Origin of the sequence: Microcoleus sp. AT3-D2, from assembly GCF_036705715.1 — a bacterium.
Classification (GTDB): domain Bacteria; phylum Cyanobacteriota; class Cyanobacteriia; order Cyanobacteriales; family Microcoleaceae; genus Microcoleus.
This window is the reverse complement of sequence record NZ_JAUBVE010000004.1, coordinates 82504-108090: the sequence shown is the minus strand read 5'-3', so window position 1 is coordinate 108090 and position 25587 is coordinate 82504. Positions and strand designations below refer to the sequence as shown.

General features: G+C 44.1%; 18 protein-coding genes, 1 pseudogene and 1 riboswitch. Of the genes and pseudogenes, 13 read left to right on the top strand and 6 right to left on the bottom strand.

What is annotated here, in order from left to right; genetic code table 11:
• Nucleotide 1: 1 nt before the first annotated feature.
• The 3 genes from QUB44_RS03215 to QUB44_RS03205 form a co-directional block, all read right to left on the bottom strand.
• Entirely contained in the window at nt 2-3481 is a 3480-nt protein-coding gene (locus tag QUB44_RS03215; RefSeq protein ID WP_333363030.1) for a tetratricopeptide repeat protein, read from the bottom strand.
• The gene (locus QUB44_RS03210; RefSeq protein ID WP_333363028.1) at nt 3474-4505 is read right to left on the bottom strand and encodes a caspase family protein; all 1032 of its coding nucleotides are present in this window, start codon (nt 4503-4505) and stop codon (nt 3474-3476) included. Before QUB44_RS03210 ends, QUB44_RS03215 begins: the two co-directional genes overlap by 8 nt.
• Nucleotides 4506-4908: 403 nt before the next feature.
• A complete protein-coding gene (locus QUB44_RS03205; protein ID WP_333363026.1) occupies nt 4909-5124 on the bottom strand; it encodes a hypothetical protein in 216 nt (71 codons plus the stop codon).
• 188 nt (nt 5125-5312) lie between these two features.
• Between QUB44_RS03205 and QUB44_RS03200 the strand changes: the two genes are divergently transcribed.
• Together QUB44_RS03200 and QUB44_RS03195 are read left to right on the top strand one after the other, a co-directional pair.
• The gene (locus tag QUB44_RS03200; RefSeq protein WP_445299861.1) at nt 5313-5486 is read left to right on the top strand and encodes a DUF3122 domain-containing protein; all 174 of its coding nucleotides are present in this window, start codon (nt 5313-5315) and stop codon (nt 5484-5486) included.
• 80 nt (nt 5487-5566) lie between these two features.
• The gene (locus tag QUB44_RS03195; RefSeq protein WP_333363023.1) at nt 5567-8290 is read left to right on the top strand and encodes a cation-transporting P-type ATPase; all 2724 of its coding nucleotides are present in this window, start codon (nt 5567-5569) and stop codon (nt 8288-8290) included.
• Between the two features lie 138 nt (nt 8291-8428).
• Here QUB44_RS03195 and QUB44_RS03190 read toward each other — a convergent pair whose 3' ends face one another.
• On the bottom strand, nt 8429-10393 hold the full coding sequence (locus tag QUB44_RS03190; RefSeq protein WP_333363020.1) for an adenylate/guanylate cyclase domain-containing protein: 1965 nt from the start codon (nt 10391-10393) through the stop codon (nt 8429-8431).
• A gap of 773 nt (nt 10394-11166) precedes the next feature.
• Here QUB44_RS03190 and QUB44_RS03185 point away from each other — a divergent pair.
• The 4 genes from QUB44_RS03185 to QUB44_RS03170 all read left to right on the top strand — a co-directional run bounded on the left by QUB44_RS03185 (nt 11167) and on the right by QUB44_RS03170 (nt 13427).
• Nucleotides 11167-11439 carry a hypothetical protein gene (locus QUB44_RS03185; protein WP_333363018.1) on the top strand — a complete coding sequence of 91 codons (273 nt, stop codon included), beginning with the start codon at nt 11167-11169 and terminating at the stop codon, nt 11437-11439.
• Nucleotides 11399-11770 carry a potassium channel family protein gene (locus QUB44_RS03180; RefSeq protein ID WP_333363149.1) on the top strand — a complete coding sequence of 124 codons (372 nt, stop codon included), beginning with the start codon at nt 11399-11401 and terminating at the stop codon, nt 11768-11770. The genes QUB44_RS03185 and QUB44_RS03180 overlap by 41 nt, the downstream gene beginning before the upstream one ends.
• 476 nt (nt 11771-12246) lie before the next feature.
• A complete protein-coding gene (locus QUB44_RS03175) occupies nt 12247-12519 on the top strand; it encodes a hypothetical protein (protein ID WP_333363015.1) in 273 nt (90 codons plus the stop codon).
• 539 nt (nt 12520-13058) lie between these two features.
• Nucleotides 13059-13427 carry a four-helix bundle copper-binding protein gene (locus QUB44_RS03170; protein WP_333363012.1) on the top strand — a complete coding sequence of 123 codons (369 nt, stop codon included), beginning with the start codon at nt 13059-13061 and terminating at the stop codon, nt 13425-13427.
• Nucleotides 13428-13523: 96 nt separating this feature from the next.
• Here QUB44_RS03170 and QUB44_RS03165 read toward each other — a convergent pair.
• Nucleotides 13524-13646 (bottom strand): annotated as a pseudogene (locus QUB44_RS03165) (winged helix-turn-helix domain-containing protein); the annotation flags it as partial.
• Nucleotides 13647-13997: 351 nt separating this feature from the next.
• Here QUB44_RS03165 and QUB44_RS03160 point away from each other — a divergent pair.
• The 7 genes from QUB44_RS03160 (at nt 13998) to QUB44_RS03130 (ending at nt 23582) form a co-directional block, all read left to right on the top strand.
• Nucleotides 13998-14315: an HPF/RaiA family ribosome-associated protein gene (locus tag QUB44_RS03160; protein WP_333363009.1), complete on the top strand. Its 318-nt coding sequence runs from the start codon at nt 13998-14000 to the stop codon at nt 14313-14315.
• Between the two features lie 165 nt (nt 14316-14480).
• Nucleotides 14481-15635, top strand: coding sequence for a baeRF7 domain-containing protein (locus QUB44_RS03155; RefSeq protein WP_333363007.1), 1155 nt, complete (start codon nt 14481-14483; stop codon nt 15633-15635).
• Between the two features lie 327 nt (nt 15636-15962).
• Nucleotides 15963-17024 (top strand): AI-2E family transporter, encoded by a 1062-nt coding sequence (locus tag QUB44_RS03150; protein ID WP_333363004.1) that lies wholly within the window; start codon nt 15963-15965, stop codon nt 17022-17024.
• A gap of 66 nt (nt 17025-17090) precedes the next feature.
• Nucleotides 17091-17900, top strand: coding sequence for a glucose 1-dehydrogenase (locus QUB44_RS03145; RefSeq protein ID WP_333363001.1), 810 nt, complete (start codon nt 17091-17093; stop codon nt 17898-17900).
• Nucleotides 17901-18563: 663 nt separating this feature from the next.
• Nucleotides 18564-19517: a polyphosphate kinase 2 family protein gene (locus QUB44_RS03140; protein WP_333362998.1), complete on the top strand. Its 954-nt coding sequence runs from the start codon at nt 18564-18566 to the stop codon at nt 19515-19517.
• Between the two features lie 1256 nt (nt 19518-20773).
• Nucleotides 20774-21886 carry a mechanosensitive ion channel domain-containing protein gene (locus QUB44_RS03135; protein ID WP_333362995.1) on the top strand — a complete coding sequence of 371 codons (1113 nt, stop codon included), beginning with the start codon at nt 20774-20776 and terminating at the stop codon, nt 21884-21886.
• Nucleotides 21867-23582, top strand: coding sequence for a mechanosensitive ion channel domain-containing protein (locus QUB44_RS03130; protein WP_333362991.1), 1716 nt, complete (start codon nt 21867-21869; stop codon nt 23580-23582). The genes QUB44_RS03135 and QUB44_RS03130 overlap by 20 nt, the downstream gene beginning before the upstream one ends.
• A 114-nt stretch (nt 23583-23696) precedes the next feature.
• Here the strand turns inward: QUB44_RS03130 and QUB44_RS03125 are convergent, their stop codons facing one another.
• Entirely contained in the window at nt 23697-25325 is a 1629-nt protein-coding gene (locus tag QUB44_RS03125; protein ID WP_333363146.1) for a cation:proton antiporter, read from the bottom strand.
• 87 nt (nt 25326-25412) lie between these two features.
• A riboswitch (Fluoride riboswitch) is annotated at nt 25413-25501 on the bottom strand.
• Nucleotides 25502-25587 lie beyond the last annotated feature (86 nt).

Here is a 25587-nt window from a genome sequence, read left to right as displayed (position 1 = left end):
ATTAAAATGAGGCTAATTGCATCAAAGCTCGAAATCGTTCATCATCTCGGATACTGTCAAAATCTGGGTTGTGTTTTGCTGCGCTTCGGCTTCGACGAGGTGCAATATCAATCGCTTTCTGTAGATTATCGATAGCCTGTCCAATATCACCTTGTAGTGCGTAGCAGCAGGCTTTACCGTAATAGCCACTCTCATGCTTAGGATCTTGCTTAATCGCTTGTTCACACTCAGCAAGGGCTTCTGTGTATCGACCAGCCCTAGCCAAAATAATGCCACGATTACCCCTGTATAATACTTCTTTAGGCTCTAAGTTAATTGCTTCATCAATAGCTGTAATAGCTTTCTCAAAATTCTTGAGAAGACTTAATGCTAGTGCTTGAGTGTTCAGTGCTTGATGATTCTTAGAATCAATCTCAAAAGCTCGATCGCAAGCAGCAAGAGCTTCTTCATATCGCTTTATATAAAGGAGAGCAATCCCTTGATTTACCCAATTTTTAACAGATTTAGGATCAAGGTCTAGGGCTTTTTGATAACTTTCAAGCGCTTCCTCATATCGATCTAGATTATAGAGTGAGATCCCTTGATTTACCCAAGCATCAACAGATTCAGTATCGAGGTATAGCGCTTTTTGCAAACTTTCGAGCGCTTTCTCATATCTCTCTAGATTATTGAGTGTCTTCCCTCGATTTAGCAAAGCATCAACAGATTTAGGAGCGAGGTATAGCGCTTTTTGCAAACTTTCGAGCGCTTCCTCATATCTCTTTAGATTAAGTAGTACAGCCCCTCGATTTACCAAAGCATCAACAGATTTAGGAGCGAGGCCTAGCGCTTTTTGATAACTTTCCAGCGCTTCCTCATATCTCTCTAGATTAAAGAGTGTATTCCCTCGATTTACCCAAGCATCAACAGATTCAGTATCGAGGTATAGCGCTTTTTGGAAACTTTCGAGCGCTTCCTCATATCTCTTTAGATTAAGTAGTGCAGCCCCTAGATGTACCCAAGCATCAACAGATTTAGGAGCAAGATCTAGCGCTTTTAGCAAACTTTCCAGCGCTTCCTCATGTCGCCCTAGCTTATAGAGTGAAACCCCTCGATTTACCCAAGCATCAACATATTCAGGATCGAGGTCAATCGCTTTTTGACAACTTTCCAGCGCTTCCTCATATCGCTCTAGATGGTCTAGAGCAACACCCTGCCCAAGAAAAGTGGATGCATTACCTTGGTCTAACTCCAGTGCTTCCTGATAGCAATCCAGTGCATCCTTGTAACGTTCTGCACTTAGCAGTAAGCCACCGAGAGTTGAAAAAAGAGCATACATCAGTTTCGGATGGCAGTGAGTTAATTTTTCACACTGGCTTTTCGCTTGCAACAGTGAATCAGTTCTTTCTCTGAATGTATTGCAACGTAAAGACTTATATATCAGTCCTGCACACTTTCCTAGACTATCCTTGAGATCGCCAACATATCCCAACAGGGATTGAATAGATAGCTTAATTTGTTTGGCCAATTCCTCAATTGCTTGTTCCGAAGGAGTATTCTCACCTTCAAATTTAATCTTGTAGTTTGTTGGGTCTGTATATATCAAAATCCCGCCAAAGCTAATAACTATTCCCGAATCTTCAAAAAATTTGCCTGTCGCTTTGGGAAGCAGATTCAGGTTCTCTTCACTCATCTCTGCACGAATGAAAGCAAAGGGAGCCATAAATACATCTGGTACTTGCAGATAAACTGCGGTAAAGACCTGTTCAATATATTTTTGGAGTCCTTCCTTTCCCTTGCCAAAAAGATTGTAATAGAGAAACTCTGCCATCAGTTCTCGCCACCCCTCATCCTCATACTGATCGGGTAAAAACATTTCAGGAGTAACAAGATCATCCGCTTGTTTCTGGAAGTAATCGGCTAGTAAAGCATGAGTTTTGCGAAACTGAGTTTGATCCTCCTGAAAATAGGACTGCCGAAAGACATCCCGCGCCACATCATCTAAGCGGTAGTGCCCTTTGGTAAACTCAACAAAATCTAAGTCTTTCAACGATTCAAAGTAACCCTCTGCATTATCCGCATCTTGTTGTAAGCCTAATTCAACACTTCCAAGCAAATATTGAATCATCGCCAGATCGAACCATCGACAACAAGCTACCACATACAAAACTTTCCGATTCCGGCGCTCTATCCCCTGCAAAAGTAAATCAGAGATCGCTTGGTTTCCTTTGGAAAAATCAGGTTTTTCACCTTGCTCTAGTTGCTTCCGTACCCAATCTAGATAATAGGGTAATCCCTGTGTTGCCTTGTAGATTTTGGCGCGTATACCGCCATTTTCAATGCCAATTTGCTTGAGATAGTCCTCTGTATCCTTCTTGCTAAACTTCTTAAGTGGCACCTCAAGGAGCAACTTCCGATCCTGGTTGAGCTTGCGCCAACCCTCATCTGCTTGCAGCGATCGCCGCCCTACAACCACGAGCCTTACTGGTTCAGAAGACAACGCAGTATCTTCGACCAAATACTGCCACAGCCATTGATTCAGGTAAGACTGTGCTTTTTCATAGGTATCCAAAATCAGCACCAGCGATCGTCCTCTGCTGTGGGCAATTTGCATCAGACTTTCAGCAAATGCCTGCGTCAGTTTGGAAACAGGCTGTAACATAAGAGCCTGTAGCTCAGGCTGGTCTTTGGTCGCAGGGTGATTCCGCACTCGCTGCTCGATCGATTCTTGCAAGCTGTCTGCATCCTCTCCGATCGCCGATAATGCAGAAAAACCTACCCCTGAAACATTAAAAGATGTCGGCTTACTTGAGGTGGAGGTCAAGCCTATTGGGCGTAGCCAGATGAAGCGTTGAAACCAGCTTGTAATCTTCTTTGCTTCTTCGCTGCTAGTTGTTTTACCATCAATTGACTCATGACTCAACTTGTATAGAGTTAACTCAAACTGCTGCTCTTTTTGTTTAAATGAATCAGTGATCGTTTCACCTCCAAAACGCTCAACAGCCTGCTCATGTACCTTTCGCATCAATTTTAGGGGAGTTTCGATATCAGGCGTTTTCGCAAAACAAATCTCCAGAAAATCAACTTTGCCTGCATGGGCATCCTTTAACCGCCCCAGTAACGTTGTTTTACCAACTCCGCCAGTTCCGCAAAGATTGAATAGCAAGGGTTGTCCCTCATATTCGTTGAGTGCTAAGGCAAAGCGTTCTAACAGCTTTTTCGCCTCCTCTCGTTCAATGTAATGTCTATCTGGCACTCGCGATCGCATCGGAGATTGACGATTCATCTCGGACTGAGCTGACTGCTGAGTCTTTTTCTTTGCTAATTGTGCCGCTTCTAATCGTGCCTTCAGGTTATCAACTTCTTCGCGTTTGTCCTTCAGTTCGATATTTAGATTTGACGGCCTTGTCAGGCTGGTGTAGCCTGCTGCCTTTTTCTCTAAGTCTGCAAGCACCGTTTGGGCAATAGCCAGTGTTTCTTCCAAAGCAGCGCAATCATCCATTGACTTCCCCATCTCTCAATCTTGCTTCCAATTCTGCCACCTCTCGCCGTTTTTCCTCTAGTTCAATCCGCAGATGACCTGGCATTTGCAGCCTCCCATAGCCAGCAGCCTGTTCTTCTAGAAAAGCCAGCGATCGCTTCGCCATTGCCAAGGCAGGGGTCATCACCTCTTGATTTGTCATCACCCTAGGCAACTCTGGACTCTGGGTTTGGCTGGGCAGTCCCTTGCCGCCGCGCAACAGTGCCACTGGGAAATCCTCCGTCGCTGCATCAAAAAACGGGGTTTGTTCTGCGTGACAGAGGTTACGGGCACTCTCTGAAACCGTTTTTCCCAAGTGAGTCATGACGTTGGAAATTGTGACGAGGCGATCGCCCGGTTGATTTGCCGCTCCCTTCAGCGCCTCAATCAGATGATAGGTATAGAGACTGAGGATGCGATCTGGACGCACCCAAGAACTTTGATTTCCTCGTGATGAGGTGAACACCGCCCGGCCTTCCCCCTGCTTCAGGGCATCAATCACCCCTTTCGGCAACGCTGTAGGCAAAAAGTCTGCGGGCAGATTATTCTTAGCGGTAGCCATCCCCTCCGCATGACAACTATCAATGATGACCCAGAGACGTTTAGCCTTGATATTGCGTAACTTCTCACTCAATGTTTGGGCTGAAAGGGCTGTTTGTGGAATGGCTTGCCCATCAAAATCATGTTGGAGTAAGTAGTAAGCATTACTGGCGAGGTCAAACATACCATGCCCAGAATAGTAAATGACGATCGTGGCCTCTGGGTCTGCCTCTGCAGATCCTTTTAACCAGTCCAGATCATCCAAAATGGCACTGCGAGTCGCACGCTGGTTCTGTAACAACCGGACATGATCGGGGGTATTGGGATATGCACAAAAATTTGCGTCAGTGAGCACATCTTTGAGCGCTTGAGCATCCTTGGCTGTTTCTGGAAGCGATCCCCTGGGGTCAGCAGTATTACCAACACCAATCAACAGCGCATAACCGTGGGTAAATAGATCGGACATCTAAAAAAAACTCCAGCACAAAACAACAATCCCTCAACCCGACTTAATAATATATAGTTACTAAACCCAGAATAAACTAAAAAACACAATCAAGCTAGCTCAAAAATAAATTCTCGACTAAGCTGTTAGTTTCATGGCTTACTCGTTATCGCTACCTTTCTCCCTGTTTCGCTCGCTCGCCTCGCAGCCTTTGCTACTTTCAAAGCCTACAAACTACGGACATTATTCACGTATAAATGCGTACCACTTGACCAATATTTCAACACCTATCTGTATCTTTTACAAGCCAACCGCGCCGCGTTCCTACTTTAATAGGGGGCAGATTTTCTCCCTGTATTAATTGACCGAATTCTGGAGTAAAAACCAGCGTTTATTCTGCTCCGTAGATGGTAAAAATGTTTTCCTACTGCCAATAATTCTGTCCTTTTCCATAAACAGCTTCAGCGACAAAGCCATTGGCAAAGCGCAACTGTGCGTTGCACAAACAAGCTTTGTAGAAATCCGGCTGAGTGTCCCAAAATATGGCATCTGCCGCCTGTTGAAGGAAAATCAATAGCACCGCAGCAAAAATCAGAATCAAGATAATCGGACTCTTGAACTGATTAAGCAACAGTATCAATGCGCTCGATTTACAGCACTTTCCGATGCTATGAGCTACAATTAAGAATTACGGCTTTCTGGCCGTAGTTGGATTTAGCTTGAAACTCCCTGCAACCAGAGCGGCTGCGCTCGATTTAGACCCGCTGTTTGTAGGTTTAGGACGCGGAGTTTGCTACTGTGACGTAAATCGAAGAATATCCAGCGCAAATGCTCTACCCATCCCGGCAAAACCTGCGAGATCACAACGGAAATTCCTGGCAGGCGATCGCCTTTAAGTGTATTCATCCCGATGGTACTGCGATTGTCTCTACTTTTTGGAGTTTACCGATCGATCGAGTGCGACCGCAGACATACTCTAAATCTGAGAGAGGTTTCGCCTGAAAAACCCTCCCAAAGACAGTCTTAAATTATCCCTAACAGAGGTTAATATAAGGCGGTTAAATTTATTCAAGCATCTGAGCATGACATCTTCTACTATTGACAATCTCACTCAACAGCAATGGCATAAGCAATCTGTTGCCGATGCTCAGAAATATCTGAGGACAGATTTAGAAGCGGGATTGTCAGAAGCAGAGGTGTCTGAACGTCAGAAACTTTATGGTTTCAATGAAATCAAAGGGAAAGCAGGGAAAAGCCCGATCGTCCGTTTCCTGATGGAATTCAACCAACCCTTGATTTATATTTTGTTAGTGGCTGGCATCGTCACCCTGCTGCTAAAGGACTGGGTGGATGCGGGGGTGATTCTGGGCGTGATGTTGATTAACGCCGTGATTGGCTTTATCCAAGAATCGAAAGCCGAAAATGCGATCGCCGCCCTAGCCAAATCTGTCACCACTGAAGCCACCATGATTCGAGATGGGCAAAAGGTTCGGCTCAACTCCCGCGAACTGGTTCCTGGCGATGTGGTATTACTGGCATCCGGTGACAAAGTGCCTGCTGACGTGCGGTTAGTTAATGTGCGTGACTTGCAGGTGAGTGAATCTGCATTGACAGGGGAATCTGTTCCCGTCCAAAAAGCAACCGAACCCCTAGCCGCTGAAACGGTTTTAGCCGATCGCAGCAACATGGCTTATGCCGGAAGCTTGGTGACATTTGGGCAGGCAAAAGGAATTGTGGTAGCCATCGCCAACCAGACCGAAACAGGGCGAATTTCGCAACTGATGGATCAAAGCACTGGGCTGGAAACACCACTTACTCGCAAGATTGAGCAATTTAGTAAGAGTCTGCTGTACGTCATTCTAGGGTTGGCAGCATTCATTTTTGCTGTAGTGATGGGCAAAGGAGGAAGCTGGACAGACGGGTTCAAGGCCGCAGTTGCCCTAGCCGTGAGTGCCATTCCCGAAGGACTCCCAGCCGTGGTGACAGTGACGCTAGCGCTGGGGGTGGAGCGGATGGCCAAGAAACACGCGATTATCCGCAAACTGCCCGCCGTCGAAACCCTCGGTAGTACGACGGTAATCTGTTCGGATAAAACAGGCACTCTCACCGAAAATCAGATGACCGTCCAAGCTATCTATGCTGGGGGGAGTTCCTACACTGTTAGTGGGGTGGGCTATCTAGAGTCAGGCTCGATTTTACAAAACGATCACCCCGTAGAGGTAAGTCAATTCCCCATATTGCAGGAATGCTTGCAGTGTGGCTTATTGTGCAATGACTCTCACCTCCAAGAACAAGAGGGGCAGTTATCTGTAGCAGGCGATCCCACCGAAGGGGCACTGATTGTCTCGGCGCAAAAGGCAGGGTTGACACTGCAAGAACTAGAGCAGGAACAACCGCGACTAGATACAATTCCTTTTGAGTCGCAGTTTCAATATATGGCAACCTTGCATCAGCAAAGAGAACTAGCCGATCGCCACACGATTTATGTTAAAGGTTCGGCAGAGTCTATTCTCAAGCAATGCCATCACCAAATTGATGCAGATGGTCAAAACATCGACTTAAATCTAGAGGAAATTGAGCAAGTTGTCGATCGGATGGCATCCCAAGGTTTACGGGTACTGGCATTTGCTAAGAAAGAAATCTCTGCCCAAAAGCAGGGGATCGATCGCGAAGATATTGACGACTATCTAGTCTTTCTGGGACTCCAAGGCATGATAGACCCACCCAGAGCCGAAGCGATCGCCGCCGTGCGAACCTGTCAGTCTGTGGGAATTCAAGTCAAGATGATCACGGGCGATCATGCCCTAACTGCCGCCGCGATCGCCCGTAAAATGGGACTGGGCCACGAAGAAGATGCCCTAGTGTTCACTGGGAAGCAACTGGCAGAAATGGACGATCGAGAACTGGCGAATGCCGTTGAAGCTAGTAATGTGTTTGCGCGGGTTGCTCCTGAACAGAAACTGCGACTGGTAGAAGCTTTGCAGTCCAAGGGCGAAATTGTTGCCATGACCGGAGATGGGGTCAATGATGCCCCAGCACTAAAGCAGGCAGATATTGGCATAGCGATGGGGATTACAGGCACGGAAGTTGCTAAAGAAGCAGCAGATATGGTGTTGACCGATGATAACTTTGCCTCCATTGAAGCCGCCGTAGAAGAAGGACGCACCGTTTATGGCAACCTGCTGAAAACCATTGGGTTTATCCTACCCGTCAATGGTGGAGAAGCGCTGACCATAGTGGTGGGAATCTTGGCTGGTACCACCTTGCCAATTTTGCCCGTGCAGATTCTCTGGGTGAATATGGTGAGTTCCGTAGCCCTTAGTGCCACTCTAGCGTTTGAGCCCAAATCGGCTGAGACTATGCAGCGATCGCCCCGCCGTCCCAATGAACCCCTATTAACGAAAAAATTGCTGTGGCGCATCCTGATTATTTCCATCTTCAATCTCATTGCTGTACTTGGAATTTTTGAATGGGCTTCGCAAGCCACAGGTAATATCAATTTGGCTCGGACAATGGCAGTCCATACGCTGGTTTCCGCAGAAACATTTTACTTATTGAGTATTAGCCAATGTATTCCATCTCTGTTTGCGTATTTAAAAGATCGCACTCAAGAAATTGCTTATATTCCTGCGATCGGTGTGGTTGCCGTGTTTATATTTCAAGTTTTCTTTAGCCAGTTGACTTTCATAAACCCGCTATTTGCTACCCAACCGCTTAGTTTTATCCAAGCTCTCATTTGTATCGGTGCAGGGATTCCAGTCATTGTGCCTGCTCTGTTGTTAAAGCGGTTTGCTCCTCTTGCATAATGTGATAGCGATCGCGTAGCACTCTCGTTACCTTAGTAGGAAAGGTGCTAGCATAGGCAGTTTTATCTCCTAGATAATTCAATAAATAACATTGAGTTAAAATAACCCTTAGTTAAGGTTATTTTAACAGTTATTCACCTATCGAGTGCTAGTGGCTAATATTCCTCCCCGCCGACCCAAAAGCCAATAGGTCATCATTTCTCCTCTTCCCTTGACCTCGATCGCGCCCCTGGGTTCTAGTAAGTATTTATTCTGTAATTTGAGATAAGTCGCATCGGTGACTTGAATGTATCCCGGTTTGCCGTGGGATTCCATCCTTGATGCGACATTCACTGCATCACCCCAAAGGTCATAGATAAATTTCTTAATCCCAATTACTCCAGCAATTACAGGACCCGTATTAATCCCCATCCGAATTTGTAGAGATTCTCCAAAAATATTCTGCACGTCTTGCATATAGACTTGCATATCCAACGCCATGTTGGCGATCGCTTCGGCATGATCCGGTCGAGGAACGGGTAAACCACCAACTACCATGTAGGCATCCCCAATGGTTTTAATTTTCTCTAAGCCATACTTTTCAGTGAGTTGATCGAAGGCAGAAAAAATTTGGTTCAAACCTGCTACCAATTGCAACGGCTCTATCCGGGCTGAGATGCTAGTAAAACCTACGATATCCGCAAACAAAATCGTGGCTTCTTCAAAATGTTCAGCAGGGGATTCATTAGTCCGCATCAGGCGATCGGCAATTTCCGCAGGTAAGATATTCAAAAGTAATTGTTCTGACCTTTCTTTTTCTTGGCGCAGTTCTCCAGTTCTTTGCTCCACTCTAGCTTCCAACTCTTCATTAGCCAAATGGAGGGCATTTAGAGAATCCTTCAGTTGTTTGGTCATGCTGTTAAAAACGTTGGCTAATTTGCCAAGTTCAACAATGGAGCTAACCTCCACTTGTTGGTTGAGATTGCCCTCAGCGATCGCTTCTGAAGCAGTGGTGAGCCGCTCCACAGGATGAATAATCCGGCGAGCGGTCAGGATACCCACCAAAATTGCCAAAATCAAAGTTGCTAAACAGAGCAGGATTGTAGTCTGAGTATTGGCATTAATTTGATTCATAAAGTCTGCTTCTGGAATAGTCACCACCACCAACCAGTCAATACCTTTACTATCTCGAAAAGGATCGACTTGGACAAAATAATTTTTACCATCGACGGTAAATTTCAGTTGATGAGATGCTTGGATATTTTGAAAATCATGAAATTGCTCTAGCAAAGCTTGACTCGCTTTTTGGGTGAGGGCGTTGCTACTATTGACAACCTTGAGTCGTTCAACTCGTTGCTCTGGCAGTTGGACAACCTTGTCTGGGTAATATTGAAAGGGCTTTTCCCCTGTAGAAGTGGCAATCATTTCTCCAGAACGTTCCAGAATAAAACTTTGCCCAGTTTTACCGATTTTGAGTTTACTTAAAAAATCCCCAAACATTACCAGATTTAAGCTGGTCATCCACACTCCTTGAAGATCTCCAGTCTTTGTATATATGGGTTTGCCAGCCGCAATGTATAGGTATTTACCTGTAATGTGAGGATACAGTTTTGCCCAAACAGCTTGCTTTTGCTGGACTGGAATTTTATAGTAGGGGCGTTTGCGGGGGTCAAAGTTAGATTTCCCGGCGTTGATAATTTCCCGGCGTTCCCCCTCTGGACTGGTGGTATAGGTAGTCAAAGTGTGGTTATTTTCTACCTCCGAAGTACGGATGACGATCGCGCCATCATCCTGCCGCTCACCAGCAAAAAACTCCTGATTGGGGGTAACAAAAGCTGCGGCAGCAACAAGGGGAAAGGCAGGGAGTTGTCGCCATAGAAACTTCTCTACATCTCTCCCATTATTCAGATAGATGCGGTTTTGGCTCAGGGCTGCATCATAGTTTTCAAAGGATTGAAAGGGAATAGCAACCAGATAAGTTAGATTTTCCTTAATGCGATCGCTAATATCATTCCGCAACTGAGTAGCTACATCATTTACTGCTTTTTGACCGTTTCTATAGGAAAGATAACCAACAACAGCCACTGCTCCAACTGTTTGGACAACAAATGGAACAATTAGCATTATTTGTAGGGAAATTTTTCTGAAAAGTCCAGGTGATAAGGGCATCCTTGATTTACCAAGTATAGTGACCGAAAGCATCCAGGATACAAGCCCCCGGATTCATCTGTGGAGAGATAAAAAACCTGTATCCGATGAAACTTGCCCCCCGAATTTATCCGTGGGGTCAATGCTTCAATCTAAAATCTAAAATCTAAAATCTAAAATCGATTGACTTCTCCCGACATTGATACCTAGCATAAGTTAATAGGAATTTAATTTGCATACGCCTACACCCTACACCTCATACCCCACAACCCTTTCGACAATTTCAATAGGCAATTTATTGCTCTTGTATCACTCTGATGGGAGTATAATAGCCGAAAACGACCCCAACTCTGTTGCTGTCTATGGATGAAGCCCGCCCATCTCGACCCACCATCAATTTTATTGATGAATATTGTGCCTCATGGGGGGGGTGGCAACGCGCCGCAAACCCATAGTTAGTAAGGATTGAGCAAACTTGTGGTCAAAAAAGATAGGCAGCAGAATTGTTACACGCTTGCTTATCGAAAAAAATAATGATACGAAGATTCTACCAGACTCATTTACAAAAATACCTGACGCCATCTCAGTCTTTGGTGATGACAACCTTGCCATCCTTGATGCAATCAGAAAAACAAGTGAGATTAGAACGGCTCTCCCTCCTCTTTTCCCTGTCTAATTACAGCCGAAAGTCGGCGACGTAAATTACAAAGTTTTTGAGATTTACCGAACTTAAAGATCCAATTAATTTGGTGCCCATTAATTACTTAGTCAAGAACCTAAAAAAAGATATCGAAGACGGAGTACATTTGGTGTTGGCGCAAGATGGAGAAAAGTGGGTTAATTATCTCGAACAATATTCTGATGAGGTGGAACAGTTAATCAAGTTAACTCGAAATAAACGCCGCTTTGATCAACAAGGTATGCGGGCTGCAACCCTGATTCGGTCTATCTCAATAGCCTCTTTGTCACCCCCCCAGAGCGATCGTCACTCTAATTGGCGCGGCTGGAATTTATGCGTTTGAGCGCGAACTTCCTAATGGTACTGGTGGCATTAATGACTATGGCACTGCGCTGTGGTGGACTGCAATGTTGATGAGCACGATCGCCTCTGATTACTTTCCGAAGACACCCCAAGGGCGGGTGCTTTGTTTTTTGCTGGCGTTGTGTGCGATCGCGCTAGGTGGTTATTTGACAGCAACGCTGGCCACATTTTTTGTGCGTCAGGATGCTGAGAGCGATCGAGCAGAAATAGCGGCTACACCATCAATTCAAGCTCTGCCAACAGAAATTACTGCACTGCCAACAGAGGTTCAAGCCTGCTTGACGAAAAGGTTTAGACCTGTGAATTGCTGACCTTGGATTTGAGCATGAGGTCGATCGAGCTCGATGCGATACTAGAGAAACGATGATGTCTGTCCAATTATAGATCACCTTTTACTCTAAACTATTCCAACCGAGAGATGAAATTTAAAATTTTGAATCTTACTATAAAAATACCCTCTAAAAAGTCAAATAAAAAACCTTTAAAAGGATGGCTAAAAAAAGTTTAATAAATTCATAATAGCGAATTCCAAAAAACTTGATCCAGGATAAATCTCATATTGAACAGTTAAATAATGTTGACAGTTTTTCTTAGGGTTCAATGGCTAATTTTCTAGGATTTTGAGCCACTGTGGATAATTAAATCAATGTCATCTCCAGTCCTGACTTGCATTTAATTTGACTTTTTTATGATGCTTGCTCTGTAAAGCTTCTAGTATCGTTCCAAAAAGTGTCTGGAGTATTTACTGTTAACCTAGTTCTGTTTATTACATTTACAGGAGAAACTCATGGAAAATACATTGTTTGATCGCACATTCCGCGACAGCGAAGGCCAAATTGTTATAGCTCAAATGCCAAATCTACCACTGAGTGTCGGGATTGTAGCTAGTTTATTAACGCTCATTGTTACAAATGGTAAAATTAATTTAGGGTTGCAGATAGTAGGCTTTGGGTCTTTGTTTACTTGGGCTTGGGAAGAATTGTTTCAAGGCGTTAATTACTTTCGTAGAGCATTAGGTCTGATTGGGCTTGTCGGTCTGATTGCATGGAAATTTCAATAATTAGGTAAGCATAAATCAAATTAATAAGATATATAGCACTTCTCAGTAAAATGAGGTATCGTGGGTAATTGGTAATTGGTAATTGTTAATCAACAACTGCTAATCTCTCCTCTGCATACCTCACTTTTTTGATAAGCGCTATATATTTTTTTATTCTGTAGGTTGGGTTTCGTCCCTCAACCCAACCTACTAATAAGGAATTTTGCGGAAGTAATCGATTGTTCATGATTGATTTATTGTGTAACTACAAAATACCTTTTTAGCATTTTATGCTGTTTTTAGTAAAAGGTTCTGAAAATCAGCTATAACCTGCAATCTACTCCCCTTAAGCCAATTTTTTATTATCTCATAAAATTATTTTGCAAGAGGTCTAGTTATCAGATAAAAATGAAATTAGTGTGAAATCCCCCTAGCTCAATAGAAATAAATGAGTCTTCCCTCATTAGATAGATGTGAGGGGATATTCAAGATCTTAAGGTGAAGCCATGAAGGTGATTACGCCTTTACACTCAACAGAATAAGTTAAAGAGGTTAAAAACATGACACACAATTTGACATTAAACCAAGTTAACCAAGACGTTCAGCAGTGTATTCAAAACTGCTTAGACTGCCACAGTATTTGCTTGAATACGGCTGTCACTTACTGCTTAAAAATGGGGGGAGCACACGCAGAACAGGATCACATTCGGCTGATGCTCGACTGCGCTGAGATTTGCCAAACTAGCGCTAATTTTATGCTCAGAGGCTCGAACCTCCATGCCCATACCTGCGGCGTTTGTGCTGAATTGTGTCAGCGATGCGCTGAAAGCTGTGAACGGATGGGTGACGATGCTCAAATGAAAGCCTGTGCCGAGATGTGCCGGCGTTGTGCTGAGACTTGCCGGAATATGTCGATGGCAATGGCATAAGTATTTCGTTGTATTGCTGGTTGCCGCTATGCAGTGCTTTTCTACACGCACCGCTGTGTAGCGGCAGCGAATTGTTAAGAGCCGAGCCTGTCAAATTTATGATGATTGGTTTGCAGGATTAAAACGATATCCTAGCCCATAAACAGTTTCTATTAGCTGATCGTAGCCGTTTTCTTGCAGTTTGCGTCGCAGCAGACGCATCTGCGCTGCCACTACATTTAAAACTTGGAACTCCATCATTTAAAAAAATATTTTATTATAGCATAAAATTATTTTGCAAGAGGTCTAGTCGTGCAAGCACCATGATGGGAATGCAGACAGTGAGAATCGAAAATTCTGGACAAACCTATGCTGAAAGGCTGATTTTAATTGTGCGATCGCTTGCTATGGGTTAAGCGTGTCACTATCTACCTTTGAGTAGGCCACTTCGGTCACGGAAAGGTCGATGATCGTAAGGGAACGAGTTGTCGAACAAGGGTTGATTAAACCGATCGACACGATGCTGTATGCAGGGAAAAGGGCGCTAATCGCACCACTCCCATAAGACAGCTATTAGAAGAGGATAGACACATGAAAGTTCAGCTCAATACTGATGCCAACATCGAAGGCAACGAGGCGCTGTCTCAACAGGTAGAAGCCATAATTAACGACACCTTAGATCGCTTCAGCCAGCATATTACACGGGTGGAAGTTCACCTTAGCGATGAGAACAGCAGCGAGAAGTTTGGCGCTAATGATAAACGCTGTTTGATCGAAGTCCGTCTCGCTAACCATCAGCCAATCGCAGTCAGCGATCAAGGCCAGATATTGCAGCAGTCCATCAGCGGTGCTGCCGAGAAAATGAAAAAGTTGCTAGACACTACTATCGGAAAGTTGCGCGCTCGCTAAGCGACTAATCTTGACCACATCTCTGAGGCCAACTCTGACCGTCAGGGAAGTTACTCTCCGAAATTTCTCAGGACAAATCAGAAAACAGCAGATGTCCCAGAAAAGACATTCAGCCTGTCCTACCGCTGAGAAAAGCTTGAAAGAAACATTGAACAAAGGTACAAAATGAATTTATTAGCCCTTGATGAATTAACAACTTTAGCCACACAATCAAACTCAACCTGTATTTCGATCTACACGCCAATGGAGCGTTTAGGAGCCGAAACCCAACAAAATCCAATTCGGTTCAAGAATCTGGTACGGCAAGCCGAAGAACAATTGCTGGCGATGGGAATGAGTGAACAGGATGCCAAACAGTTGCTGCAACCGATTCACGAGCTAGATACCTATGAATTCTGGCAGCATCAAAGCGATGGACTAGCAATTCTGCTATCTCCCAATCACTTCCGCTACTACTGCTTGCCGATCTCCTTCCCAAAATTAACGGTAGTTACCGATCGCTTCCACCTCAAACCATTGCTGCAACTGTTGTCTGGAGATGGGCAGTTTTATATTCTGGCACTAAGCCAAAATCAAGTTCGATTGTTTCAGGGAACTCGTTATCACGTCAACGAGGTTGAGTTGACTGATGTACCCACCAGCATTGCAGAAGCATTGCAGTATGACGATCCAGAAAAAAGCCTGCAGTTTCATACGGCGAGCTCACAAGGCAGCAGTGGTGGCGATGGTTCTGCCATATTTCATGGACAGGGAGCCGGTAACGATGACCAAAAAGATCGACTGCTGCGTTACTTCCGCCAAGTTAGCAAGGGGCTAGAATCCTTCTTAAAAAACGAGCAAGCGCCACTAATTTTGGCAGGGGTTGATTATCTCTTGCCAATTTATCAGCAGGCAAACACCTACGCTCACCTACTGCCCGACGGCATCACAGGCAATCCAGAAATGTTGAAACCGGAGGAACTGCATACAAGAGCGTGGCAGATTGTACAGCCTTATTTTGAGCAAGCAAAAGAAGCAACGATCGCCCGCTACCAGGAACTACAAGCCACCGAAAAAACTGCTAGTACGATCGAACAGGTTGTGCCGGCTGCCTATTTCCAGCGCGTTGAATCGTTGTTTGTTCCCGTTGGCGAGCAAGTTTGGGGAGTGTTCGATCCGGAGGCGAATTCGGTTCATATTCACGCTCAACATCAGGCAGGGGACGAAGATTTGCTGGATTTAGCAGCACTGCATACCCTGACCAATGGTGGTAATGTTTACGCCGTAGAGCCAGAAAATGTTCCTCAAGACAAGGCGATCGCAGCCGTTTTTCGCTACTGATGTCATCCCTTCTTGTTGTGGCAAACACTGTCTTTAATGCTGGCTGGCGATCGGCAGCCGTGACAGATTCTCTTGCTACAACAGTTCATGCTCAGGCTTGGGCGCAAACCCCTTTCCCATCGCTAGCTTCTCCCACCATACAATCAGCAGAAAGCCTTTTTTGCTGATCTCCTTGTGCCATGACAACCGATCTTTGGGCCGGGAGAACTGTCTCTGAGAAAAACTCCCCCTACAGGCTCTACAATTCGTCTCTTTAGGTAGATGACATCAGTGTGTCTTTTATTTAATACTGCGGATGAGGAACGGTGGAGAGGTTGACAGGCTGTAATGGACAATCCAAAAATTAACACCAATCGGATGTGGGAACATCTGAACAATGCTCAACTCATTCGCTACCTGCTACTCTTTGCGCTTGGCTGGGCGATCGTGCAGGTGTTGACATATTTTGAAAAGGTTCTGATTGTTTTTATTTTTGCAGCTATTCTCGCCTTTGTGCTGAACTACCCAGTCAAATTTGTATCTCGTTTCATCCCTCGTTGGGTAGCGGTTGTGTTGGTGTTTTTACTTGCCTTGTTGATTCTAGGTGGGTTAATGGCAACGTTAGGATTAGCTATCATTTCCCAAGCACAGCAGTTATTGGGACAGGCTCCTCAATTTTTAGAGTCGGCGATCGCACTGTTGGAAACACTCCAATCGTTTCTGCAAAAGCGCAATATTACGGTCGATTTCAGCACCTTTGAGACACAACTGCGCGAACAAGCCCTCGGCATCATCGGCATTGGTTTTTCCACACTGCAAAATGTGTTATTAAACTTGCTAGATGTGATTGTGATTGCGGTGGTTGGCTTCTTTATGCTGCTAGATGGTAGACGACTATGGAATCTGATCGTGAGGTTGTTTCCAGCCGGCTTACGCGATGATTTAACCAGGGCAATTCAAAAGAATTTTCTGGGTTTCTTTTGGGGTAGGTTGCTATTATCAATCTTCTTCGGCATCTCTACCTTTCTGGTGTTTATTTTGCTGGGTATTCCCTATGCACTGGTCATGGCTGCGGTTGCAGGCGCATTTGACCTGATTCCCGGTATTGGCGCAACGATTGGGATTAGCCTAATCTGCCTGATTATTCTGCCTCAAGGAATTCTGCTCAGTTTGAAAGTTTTAGTGGGTTGCATTGTCTTACAGCAGGTTGAAGAAAACTTACTCATGCCCCGTATTATGCAAGGCTCCATTAATATAAATCCAGTCATTATGTTCTTTGCGCTATTAGTGGGGGCGCGAGTCGCTGGATTGGTCGGAGTTTTTCTGTCGATCCCGATCGCGGGCGTGGCGATCGGCCTCCTGGATATTGATGAAATGCGTGGGGAAAAGATAGAACAACCTTCTGGTTGATGTAGAAGCTAATTGGCTTGAGGTTTCGGTTAAGATATTTTGTTGTGAATCTCTGGGAGAGAAATTATGAAAGGTTTAAAGGGAAAAAACGCACTAATTACTGGAGCGAGTTCAGGCATTGGGCAGGCGATCGCGATTCGTCTTGCTCAAGAAGGTTGCAACATTGCCGTTAACTATCGCAAAAGCCTAGAAGAGGCAGAAGATACTGAAGAAATGGCGATGCAAAAAGCCTGTGGCCAGGCAGCAGAATGCGGGGTTGAAACGCTGCTGATTCAAGGTGATGTTTCTAAAGAAGAGGACATCGTGCAAATGGTGAATCAGGTTGTCGAGCAGTTCGGTAATATCGATATCCTGATTAATAACGCTGGGATTCAAACAGAAAGCGCCTCACATGAAGTTCCAACGGATGAATTCGATCGCGTGATTGCAGTCAATTTACGGGGCGCATATTTGTGTGCGCGGGAAACCATTAAGCACCTATTGAGTGAGCAACGCCCTGGCGTGATTATCAATGTTTCGAGTGTGCATGAAATCATTCCCCGCCCGATGTATATCAGCTATTCCATCAGCAAAGGCGGCATGGGAAATCTGACTAAAACCCTAGCGTTGGAATATGCAAACCGAGGCATCCGTGTCAATGCTATTGCGCCCGGTGCAACGATTACACCGATTAATGAAAGCTGGACGGACGATCCAGAACAAAAGGCAGTAGTGGAAAGCCATATCCCAATGGGACGGGCAGGCACATCGGAGGAAATGGCAGCATCTGTTGCCTTTCTCGTATCAGATGAAGCGGCTTACATTACGGGACAAACGCTCTATATTGATGGTGGATTGACCCTCTATGCTGACTTTCGCGAATCTTGGTCTGCGTAAGTTTTGTTGGAGAAACTATTTGCATGAAATAGGTGATCGCTGTAATTTTACCTAAAAAGTATTTGTTTGGGCGATCGCTTTCTTTACTCACCGGACACTAGATCAAACCGCACTAAGGTGTCATGCAGATATGATTGAACGTGGCAGCCAGGAAGTCATTGCGGATGAGTTAAACCGCCAAGATGTCAAGTAGTGGTATCTTGCTGCTGTGAAGGCGATCGAGCAGGTCTAACCTCTCACTTTAGAATAATTAAAGCAGGTATTCCTACTTCATAAACTTGGAATACGTTGTACCTGGTTTGGGTTTGCCATTGTTATTAAGTGTGCAACACGATCCCATTTATGCAATGTTGTCAAGTCCCATTCGTTGGCATGATTAATATCAAATCCGCACTTCATCGTCCGGCGTAAAATCGAGTCAACAGTCAACCACGGACGGTGCAACCGGAATTTATATAATTTTCATCTGCGTTAATCTGTGTTTATCTGCCTGTATCTGCGGTTTAAAAAAGATAATTTATCGGGTCGCAGATGATAATGGATTGACGCTGATTAACGCAGAGGTCGAGAATATAGATATAAATAATTCCGATGCTAACAGATTGATTTGATATAAGCCCGTCAGAACAAGTCTATTTACCTTGACATTAGAGAGTTAAAAGTATGTCCGATAAACCGAGCAAAAATGATACATCATTAAATCCATTTCCGCTCAAAAATCTTGACGATTTGATTCGTCCTTTTATTGTTCCACCAAAGCAGCAAATTATTATGCCATCAGAGCGAGGAATTTCTCTAACAAAAGACTATGACCCAGCTTACAAAGCCAATCATCTAAAGAAGTCGAAAGCTAAAAGTCAATTAAAGAAAGGTATTAAAGCTTTAGCAGAATATCAAGATATTCTGTATGCCCAAAAAACCCATGCTGTACTAATCATTTTTCAAGCAATGGATGCTGCTGGTAAAGACAGTACGATCAAACACGTAATGTCAGGAATCAATCCCCAAGGATGTCAAGTGCATAGCTTCCAAGCGCCATCGACAGAAGAGTTAAATCATGACTATTTATGGCGTTGTTCCAAAGTTCTACCAGAACGAGGACGGATTGGAATTTTTAATCGCTCTTATTATGAAGAAATCTTGGTAACACGAGTTCATCCAGAAATCCTAGAGCAGCGACCAATTCCACCTAGTTTAATCGACAAGGATATTTGGAAGCGGCGCTTTGAAGAAATCAACAACTTTGAAAAGCGATTAGTCAATAACGGTACGATCATCCTCAAGTTTTTTCTCAATGTTTCTAAGGAAGAGCAGCGAAAACGTTTTTTAGAACGGATCAATCGTCCTGAAAAAAACTGGAAATTCTCTGTTGATGATGCTAAAGATCGTACTTTTTGGGATGACTACATAGCTGTCTATGAAGATATGTTTAATCACACCAGTACGGACTATGCTCCTTGGTACATTATCCCAGCCGATCGCAAATGGTTCACTCGTCTTGTAGTAGCTGGCATCATTTACACTCAGTTGAAGCAACTGAACCTTGAGTACCCCAGTGTCAGCGAAGAAAAGCATCAAGAACTTTTGCAAGCAAAGCTAATTCTTGAGAGCGAGTAATTAAGGTAACGATGAAATCGGGTTAGCCATAATCTGTCACTTTAGAACGATTAAAGCAGGTAAATTTAGACGAAAAGAAAGATATAGACAGCTCTTTTATCAATCCATAACTTCTTCTGATCACGAATTTCTTGATTGTACAAGCCCCCGGATTTATCCGTGGAATCAATCCAAAATCGAAAATCGGAAATCCTCAAGCCCCCGCATTTATCCGTGGGGTCGCCTCTAAAATCTAAAATCTAAAATCTAAAATCGATTGACTCACTCTACAATTCAATTTTTGACTTTTGTAACTGAGCCAAAACTCGCTTTGAGGAAATTTAGAATTACCAGTCTCTTATTTGGGCTTGTTACTTTAGTGTGAGGAATTTGCCAGGAAATCTCTACTTTCGTGGCTGGTGGATTGGATAACGGTGCAGAAATTACCTACAGCCGAAAGCCCAACTATATTAACATTAAGCAGTTTTTAGGCGGTTAGCGATCGCGATTGCAGGATTTACTCTAGTGCTGGCGATCGCGCAAGAAGAGTCACTTTGGTGCTCGTTTTCGTGCATTGATTTGGGTACGCAATCGCATGATCCACAAGTTGCAGCATAAATTACCAACGAGTCTCAATGCACATTAGTTCGCAAAAGCATCACCACCTATGAGGCACTAAAAGATATGAGCGCGAAGTTGGGTTGAGAAGAATTATCGCAAGGCATCGTAAAGTTGTATTCCCATCGCGGGCTTGAGAAAGTTTTCTCACACAACCTTTCTTTACAACGGCCCAGTTTACGGGTTTGACAGGTAAAATAGTATAATTATAAGATACCTTAGAAGGATGCGATCGCATCCTCAATGAGGAGTTTTCGGATACACCCGAAACATCCCTCTAGATGATCGGCTCAATTGAAGAAGCCGTAAAAGCAGAAAATATCCGTCTTAAAAAAGGGGAAGAATTAATTTTCCTTTTTAACGGTTACTCTGGGGAATCCAAATTCCGAAAACTGGAAAAAAAATCATGACTTCTATCCAATCATAAAGACCGTCAGAAATGCAGCTTAAATTTGTCTTCCCCCACCAAAAGCCTAATCAAAACAACTGCGCTCAAAGTAATTGCGGAAGCAGAAAATGTAAGATAGTGGCATTTTACATTGGCTGGGTTGTTGCCTTTTGGGTATTTGTGCAAGGGCTAACAATGCACCCAATGCTACAAGCATTGCACGAGATTCCGACTTTGAACCAACCCGAAACTTGAATGATTAAACTTTGCTATGACAGAAACAATTAATCCGCTTTATATAGCCTCCGAACTGGCTTTAAATAATGGCGATGGCTTAGGGCAAATAAGCTCTGTTTTGGTAGCAGGAGTGGTGACTGCATTAGCGGGAATTGCGCTCTTTTCTATCTTAAGATTACCGTTAAGTTTGTTCGCTCCAGAATTATTAACCCAAACTTATATTCGTGTAGTGGTTGGCTCAAAAAACATACTTTTGGTGTTACTGACTTTCTCAGCAATGGAAGTAATGTTACTTCTAATTTCTCAAAATAAATCGCTTAGTTTAATCGAGTTTTGCCTGAGTATTGGCATCACTATACTTAGCGGCTGGATGCTGTCAAGACTATTTAGAGAATTTTTTAACACCACAATTTTAGGAGTAACTTTTGAGTCAAACCCCAAAGTTAAAGGCGAGTCAATCTTCTTAATTCGGTATTTTGGAGACTTTGCGATCGCTGTAACGTTAATTTTAGTTTTTTGTATTAGCCATAACATCAACGTTGTCGGCATAGTTGCCAGTTTGGGGATTGGAGGTATTGCCATTGCCTTTGCCGCTCAAAAGACTTTAGAGCAATTTTTGGGGGGGATTGTCTTAACCCTCGATCGCCCGTTTACTGTTGGTGACTATATCGGCTTATCCGATGGGCCTACGGGTAAGCAAGGTACTTTTGGTAGAGTAGAAAGTATCGGCTTAAGATCAACCAAAATTCGCACTTCTGGTAAAGGCACGCTCACAATTATTCCGAATAATGCGCTTACCCAAGCTACCATTGAAAATTTTTCAGGTGCAAAGAAAGTCATGTCTGTAATGATACTTGAGTTTCTTAAATCAATATCTGCCGATGAGCAAGCATTGATCCGCCAAATTGTGATGGACTGTACTATGGATATTTTTGGTTTAGATTGGCGTAGTACAGAGGTTTCTTTTAGTGAAAATCAGGCTCAAGTTTCCTTTTTTATTCTGGGTTCTAATGAGTTATCGATGGAACTAAGACGACAATTGCTGGATTTGGCTACCCAAAAAATTACCAAGCAACTTCAAAAACATGATATTTCTTTTATCCTTAACCAACCAACGATTTATGTGGATGCCCCAATTTCTATCTAAACAAGTAATTAGGCGAGCAATTAAACTGACTAGCTTATTTTTAGTGGGTTGTTTGTTGGTGTTTACTCCCATGAGTTTGGCTCAAAATCCTGCTCAAAATTTTAGTCAGGGTTTTGTTAATGGAAGTGCTCCGGTGGTTGTTGATGGGATTCCCCTTTTTAATTTGCAAGCTTTGGAGCGATTTACAGCAAAGGAGCGCACCCAATTTGCTAATAATATTCTCATGGAGGCGATCGCTACTGATCAACCCATAACTTTTGATGTACAGAATGATGATAGTACCAGCGCTACTTCTATTTCCTTAAATAATAACTACCTTCTCACCGTTACAGCAAATGATGTTCTGCCAGGGTTTTCTCGAACTCAACAAGCTAATCAATGGCGGGCTATTCTAGAAACAGCGATCGCCAAAGCTAAAAAAGAACGCACTCCCCAATATCTTTGGCAGAGAAGTCTATGGATTTTGAGCGTAATCGCAGCGCTGATCGTAGTGCGGCTTTTTTTGGGACTAGCAACCAGAATATTTAAGTTTCAAACTGGAATTTTCAGCAAGATTTTTTTTAGTTTTAGCTGGGGTGCGATCGCCATAGTCAGTTCCGAGTGGTTTCCCATCTTACGCAGTCTACGCTATCAGTTTCTTTCCCCATTTTCTCAACCCGACTGGCTGATATTTTTTGGAGCACTAGGAGGCTCTTTTGTCTTGAGCCACTACGCTACAGATTTAGTAAAATTAGCGCTTAAAAAACTAGCTCCCCCTGCCCTAGAAACTATCTATATAGAAATTGTTCAACCGAGCGATCGCCTTTTGGAATTTGCAGTTCTCAGTATTGGTATCAGTTGGTCTGTGAGCTTATTAGAACCATTAGTACCAGTCGTTTATAATCTCCTAAAGCCGATTGTCAATCTATTTTTAATTGGAAGCTTATATTGGTTATCAGTAAAACTAAGTAGCCGCTACCTGCGTACCTACGGATTCAAATTGGGCGGCAAATTTAGCCCTAGTAGTGATGATGCCATTCTAGTGTTTGAGACCATTATTCATATCTTGATCTTTATTGGAGCTTTAGTTGCCTTTGCCAGCAGCCTCAACTTTGACTTGATTGGATTGGTGGCAAGTTTGGGGTTGGTGGGTTTAGCCGTCGCCTTTGCTGCTCAAAAAATTCTCGAACAACTGATTGCGACTTTAGTTCTATATCTTGATCGTCCTTTTGTTACTGGTGACTACATCCGCTTACCAGGTGGAGAATTAGGAAAAGTAGAAAGTATTGGTTTGCGCTCAACCAAAATCCGCTCCCTTGGTACTGGCACAATTATTGTGATGCCCAATTCTATCCTTGTAAGTGTAGAAATTGAAAACGTTACTCTTGCAAAAAAAATCATGGTGTTATTTTATATGGACTTTGCTAGTGTTTTAGGGGAACGAGAATATGCCCTAGTGCAGCAAGTGATCATGGAAAAAACCGCTTACCTATCAGGGATTGATACTAACAGCACAAATATCTCTCAGGCTGATGGAACCGGAAAAAGATTAAGGGTTAGTTTTGCAATTTTAGGTTCTCAAGATAATGCGATTGAAGTGCGTAAACGTCTACTAGAGTTGGCAAGGGCTAAAATTGCCAAATCGCTCTCGATCCATGGGATTGTCTTTACGATGGAAGACCCTACAGTTTATGTGCAGTCCCCGATTACAATCTGATTATTGTTTTGGAGTGTTCAACTTAGGAATTAAAAATCAATAAGTTGCACAATTAAACCCCAGAAGCCTTGCTCCAAGGTAAACTATTGCTCTATTAGTCACCTTATTTATTTTTCATTCCTTATGACGACATTCCACTAGAATGACAGGAATAGGACTGGTTTCTAAGACGGCTTGAGAAACCGATCCTACTAGCACTTCTTCCCAAGGTTGATGCCCTCGTTTCCCGATCACAATATCTGTTACTTGCCGAGCTTGCGCCACGCGGACAATCTCTTCAGTCACAGTGCCAGAAAGACTCAGGAACTCATAGCAAATATCTGATAAGAGTCGTTGTGCTTGTTCTTGTAATTGGGCGATCGCCTTTTTATCTCCCAGGTTATCCACATACAAAACAATCACATCCCCATCACTGCGCCGAGCTAAGTCTGCGGCCTTAGTTAAAACATCTGTTGTTAAGGGGGAAGCGTCTACTGCTGCGAGAAAAACTGGACGACCGGAAATCGCTACTTTTGTCGGGTCAACTTCGCCTTTTTCTAATAGTTTGGGAGCAAAGGTAGGAATTGCCCAAGCACCCAAGGGAGCCGTTACTAAAATTGAGAGGGCTGCGATCGCCAAAATCGTCTCGCCACCAGCAATGCCCTGAGCTAGAGGAATCGCCCCTATCGCCGCCTGTACCGTTGCCTTAGCGGAATTTCCTGGTAGCAGAAACAGCCGTTCTTTCCCAGTCCAATTACTACCCAAGGTGGAAAGATACCAACCGAGCGATCGCCCAATCAGAGTCCCAATCGCCAACACCAGCAAACCAACCAGCAAGGTATTCCCTAATACATTAAGTTGAATACTGGCTCCCAGCAACACAAACAAAATAATTTCCGCGATCGTCCACAAACTATCAAAGCCACCCCGCAATCTTCGTGCTAAAGGCGCATCCAACTCAATCAGGAAAAACCCCGCCGCCATGACAGCTAAATAGCCAGAGAAAACCGGAATATGTTCGGCTGATACTACCAGCCCTAGGGCAAAGCCAGCAGCGACTAGGGAGTCCTGAACCGCAGTTTGAGTCCAGTTTTGCTTGACTAATAGTGACACCAAAATTCGAGCACTAACCCATCCCAACAGCACCCCCAAGGTAATTTGGATGATGATTTGAAATGGCAGCAATTGCAGAGGGCTGAGGGTGATTCCTCCCAGTAAGGTAATGGCTGTAGCTTTCCCTTGGGACAGAAATGCTAGCAGTAGGCTAAACACCAGCAAAAGCAATACATCTGACAAGGCACTTCCCGTCAGAATGGCATCGGGAATTCCTTTTTTTACTCCCCAACCTAGACTTTTTAACCGCAGCATTCCGGGAACAATTACTGCTGGAGATTCTGCGCCAATGATGCAGCCTAGCAGTAGCCCCGTCAAAAAATCAAACTGAAGTAGCCACATCGCAGCGACAGCAATGGCGATGGCCTCGCAAGCTGCAGGCAGAAAGCCTAATCGCAGCGCCACGGTTCCCTGTTGAGATAGCTTTTCGCGATCGAGTCCTAACCCCGCCTTCATCAAAATCACCATCACAGCAATGGTGCGAAGGGAATTCGCTGCGCCCAAAACCTCTGGGCTAATGACATTTCCCAGTTGCGGGCCTAATAAAATGCCCACCAGCACCATACCTACCAGTGCAGGAGCTTTCAGCCGTCGAGCAATCTGCCCGACAAAAAAGCCCATTAATAAAATCCAGATCATACTTTCTAACATCACGCCCCCTTGAAGCTGAATGGATGAACGTGACTTGTAGGGGAAAGATCGAGCCATCCGCACCATCCTACCCTTCCGCCACAAGTCGGAACAGTAGGAGCCATCAGCCTTTTAAACGTTATGAAGATTATTAATAACGAAGGGCGGTTTCGGCGAGCTCCATCGCCATCATTACTTTTATACCACTATTGTTATTAATACCTGTTATACCCAGCCTGAGTATACGAGCGCGATCGCCCAATCGGCCTACTATATGGCTAGT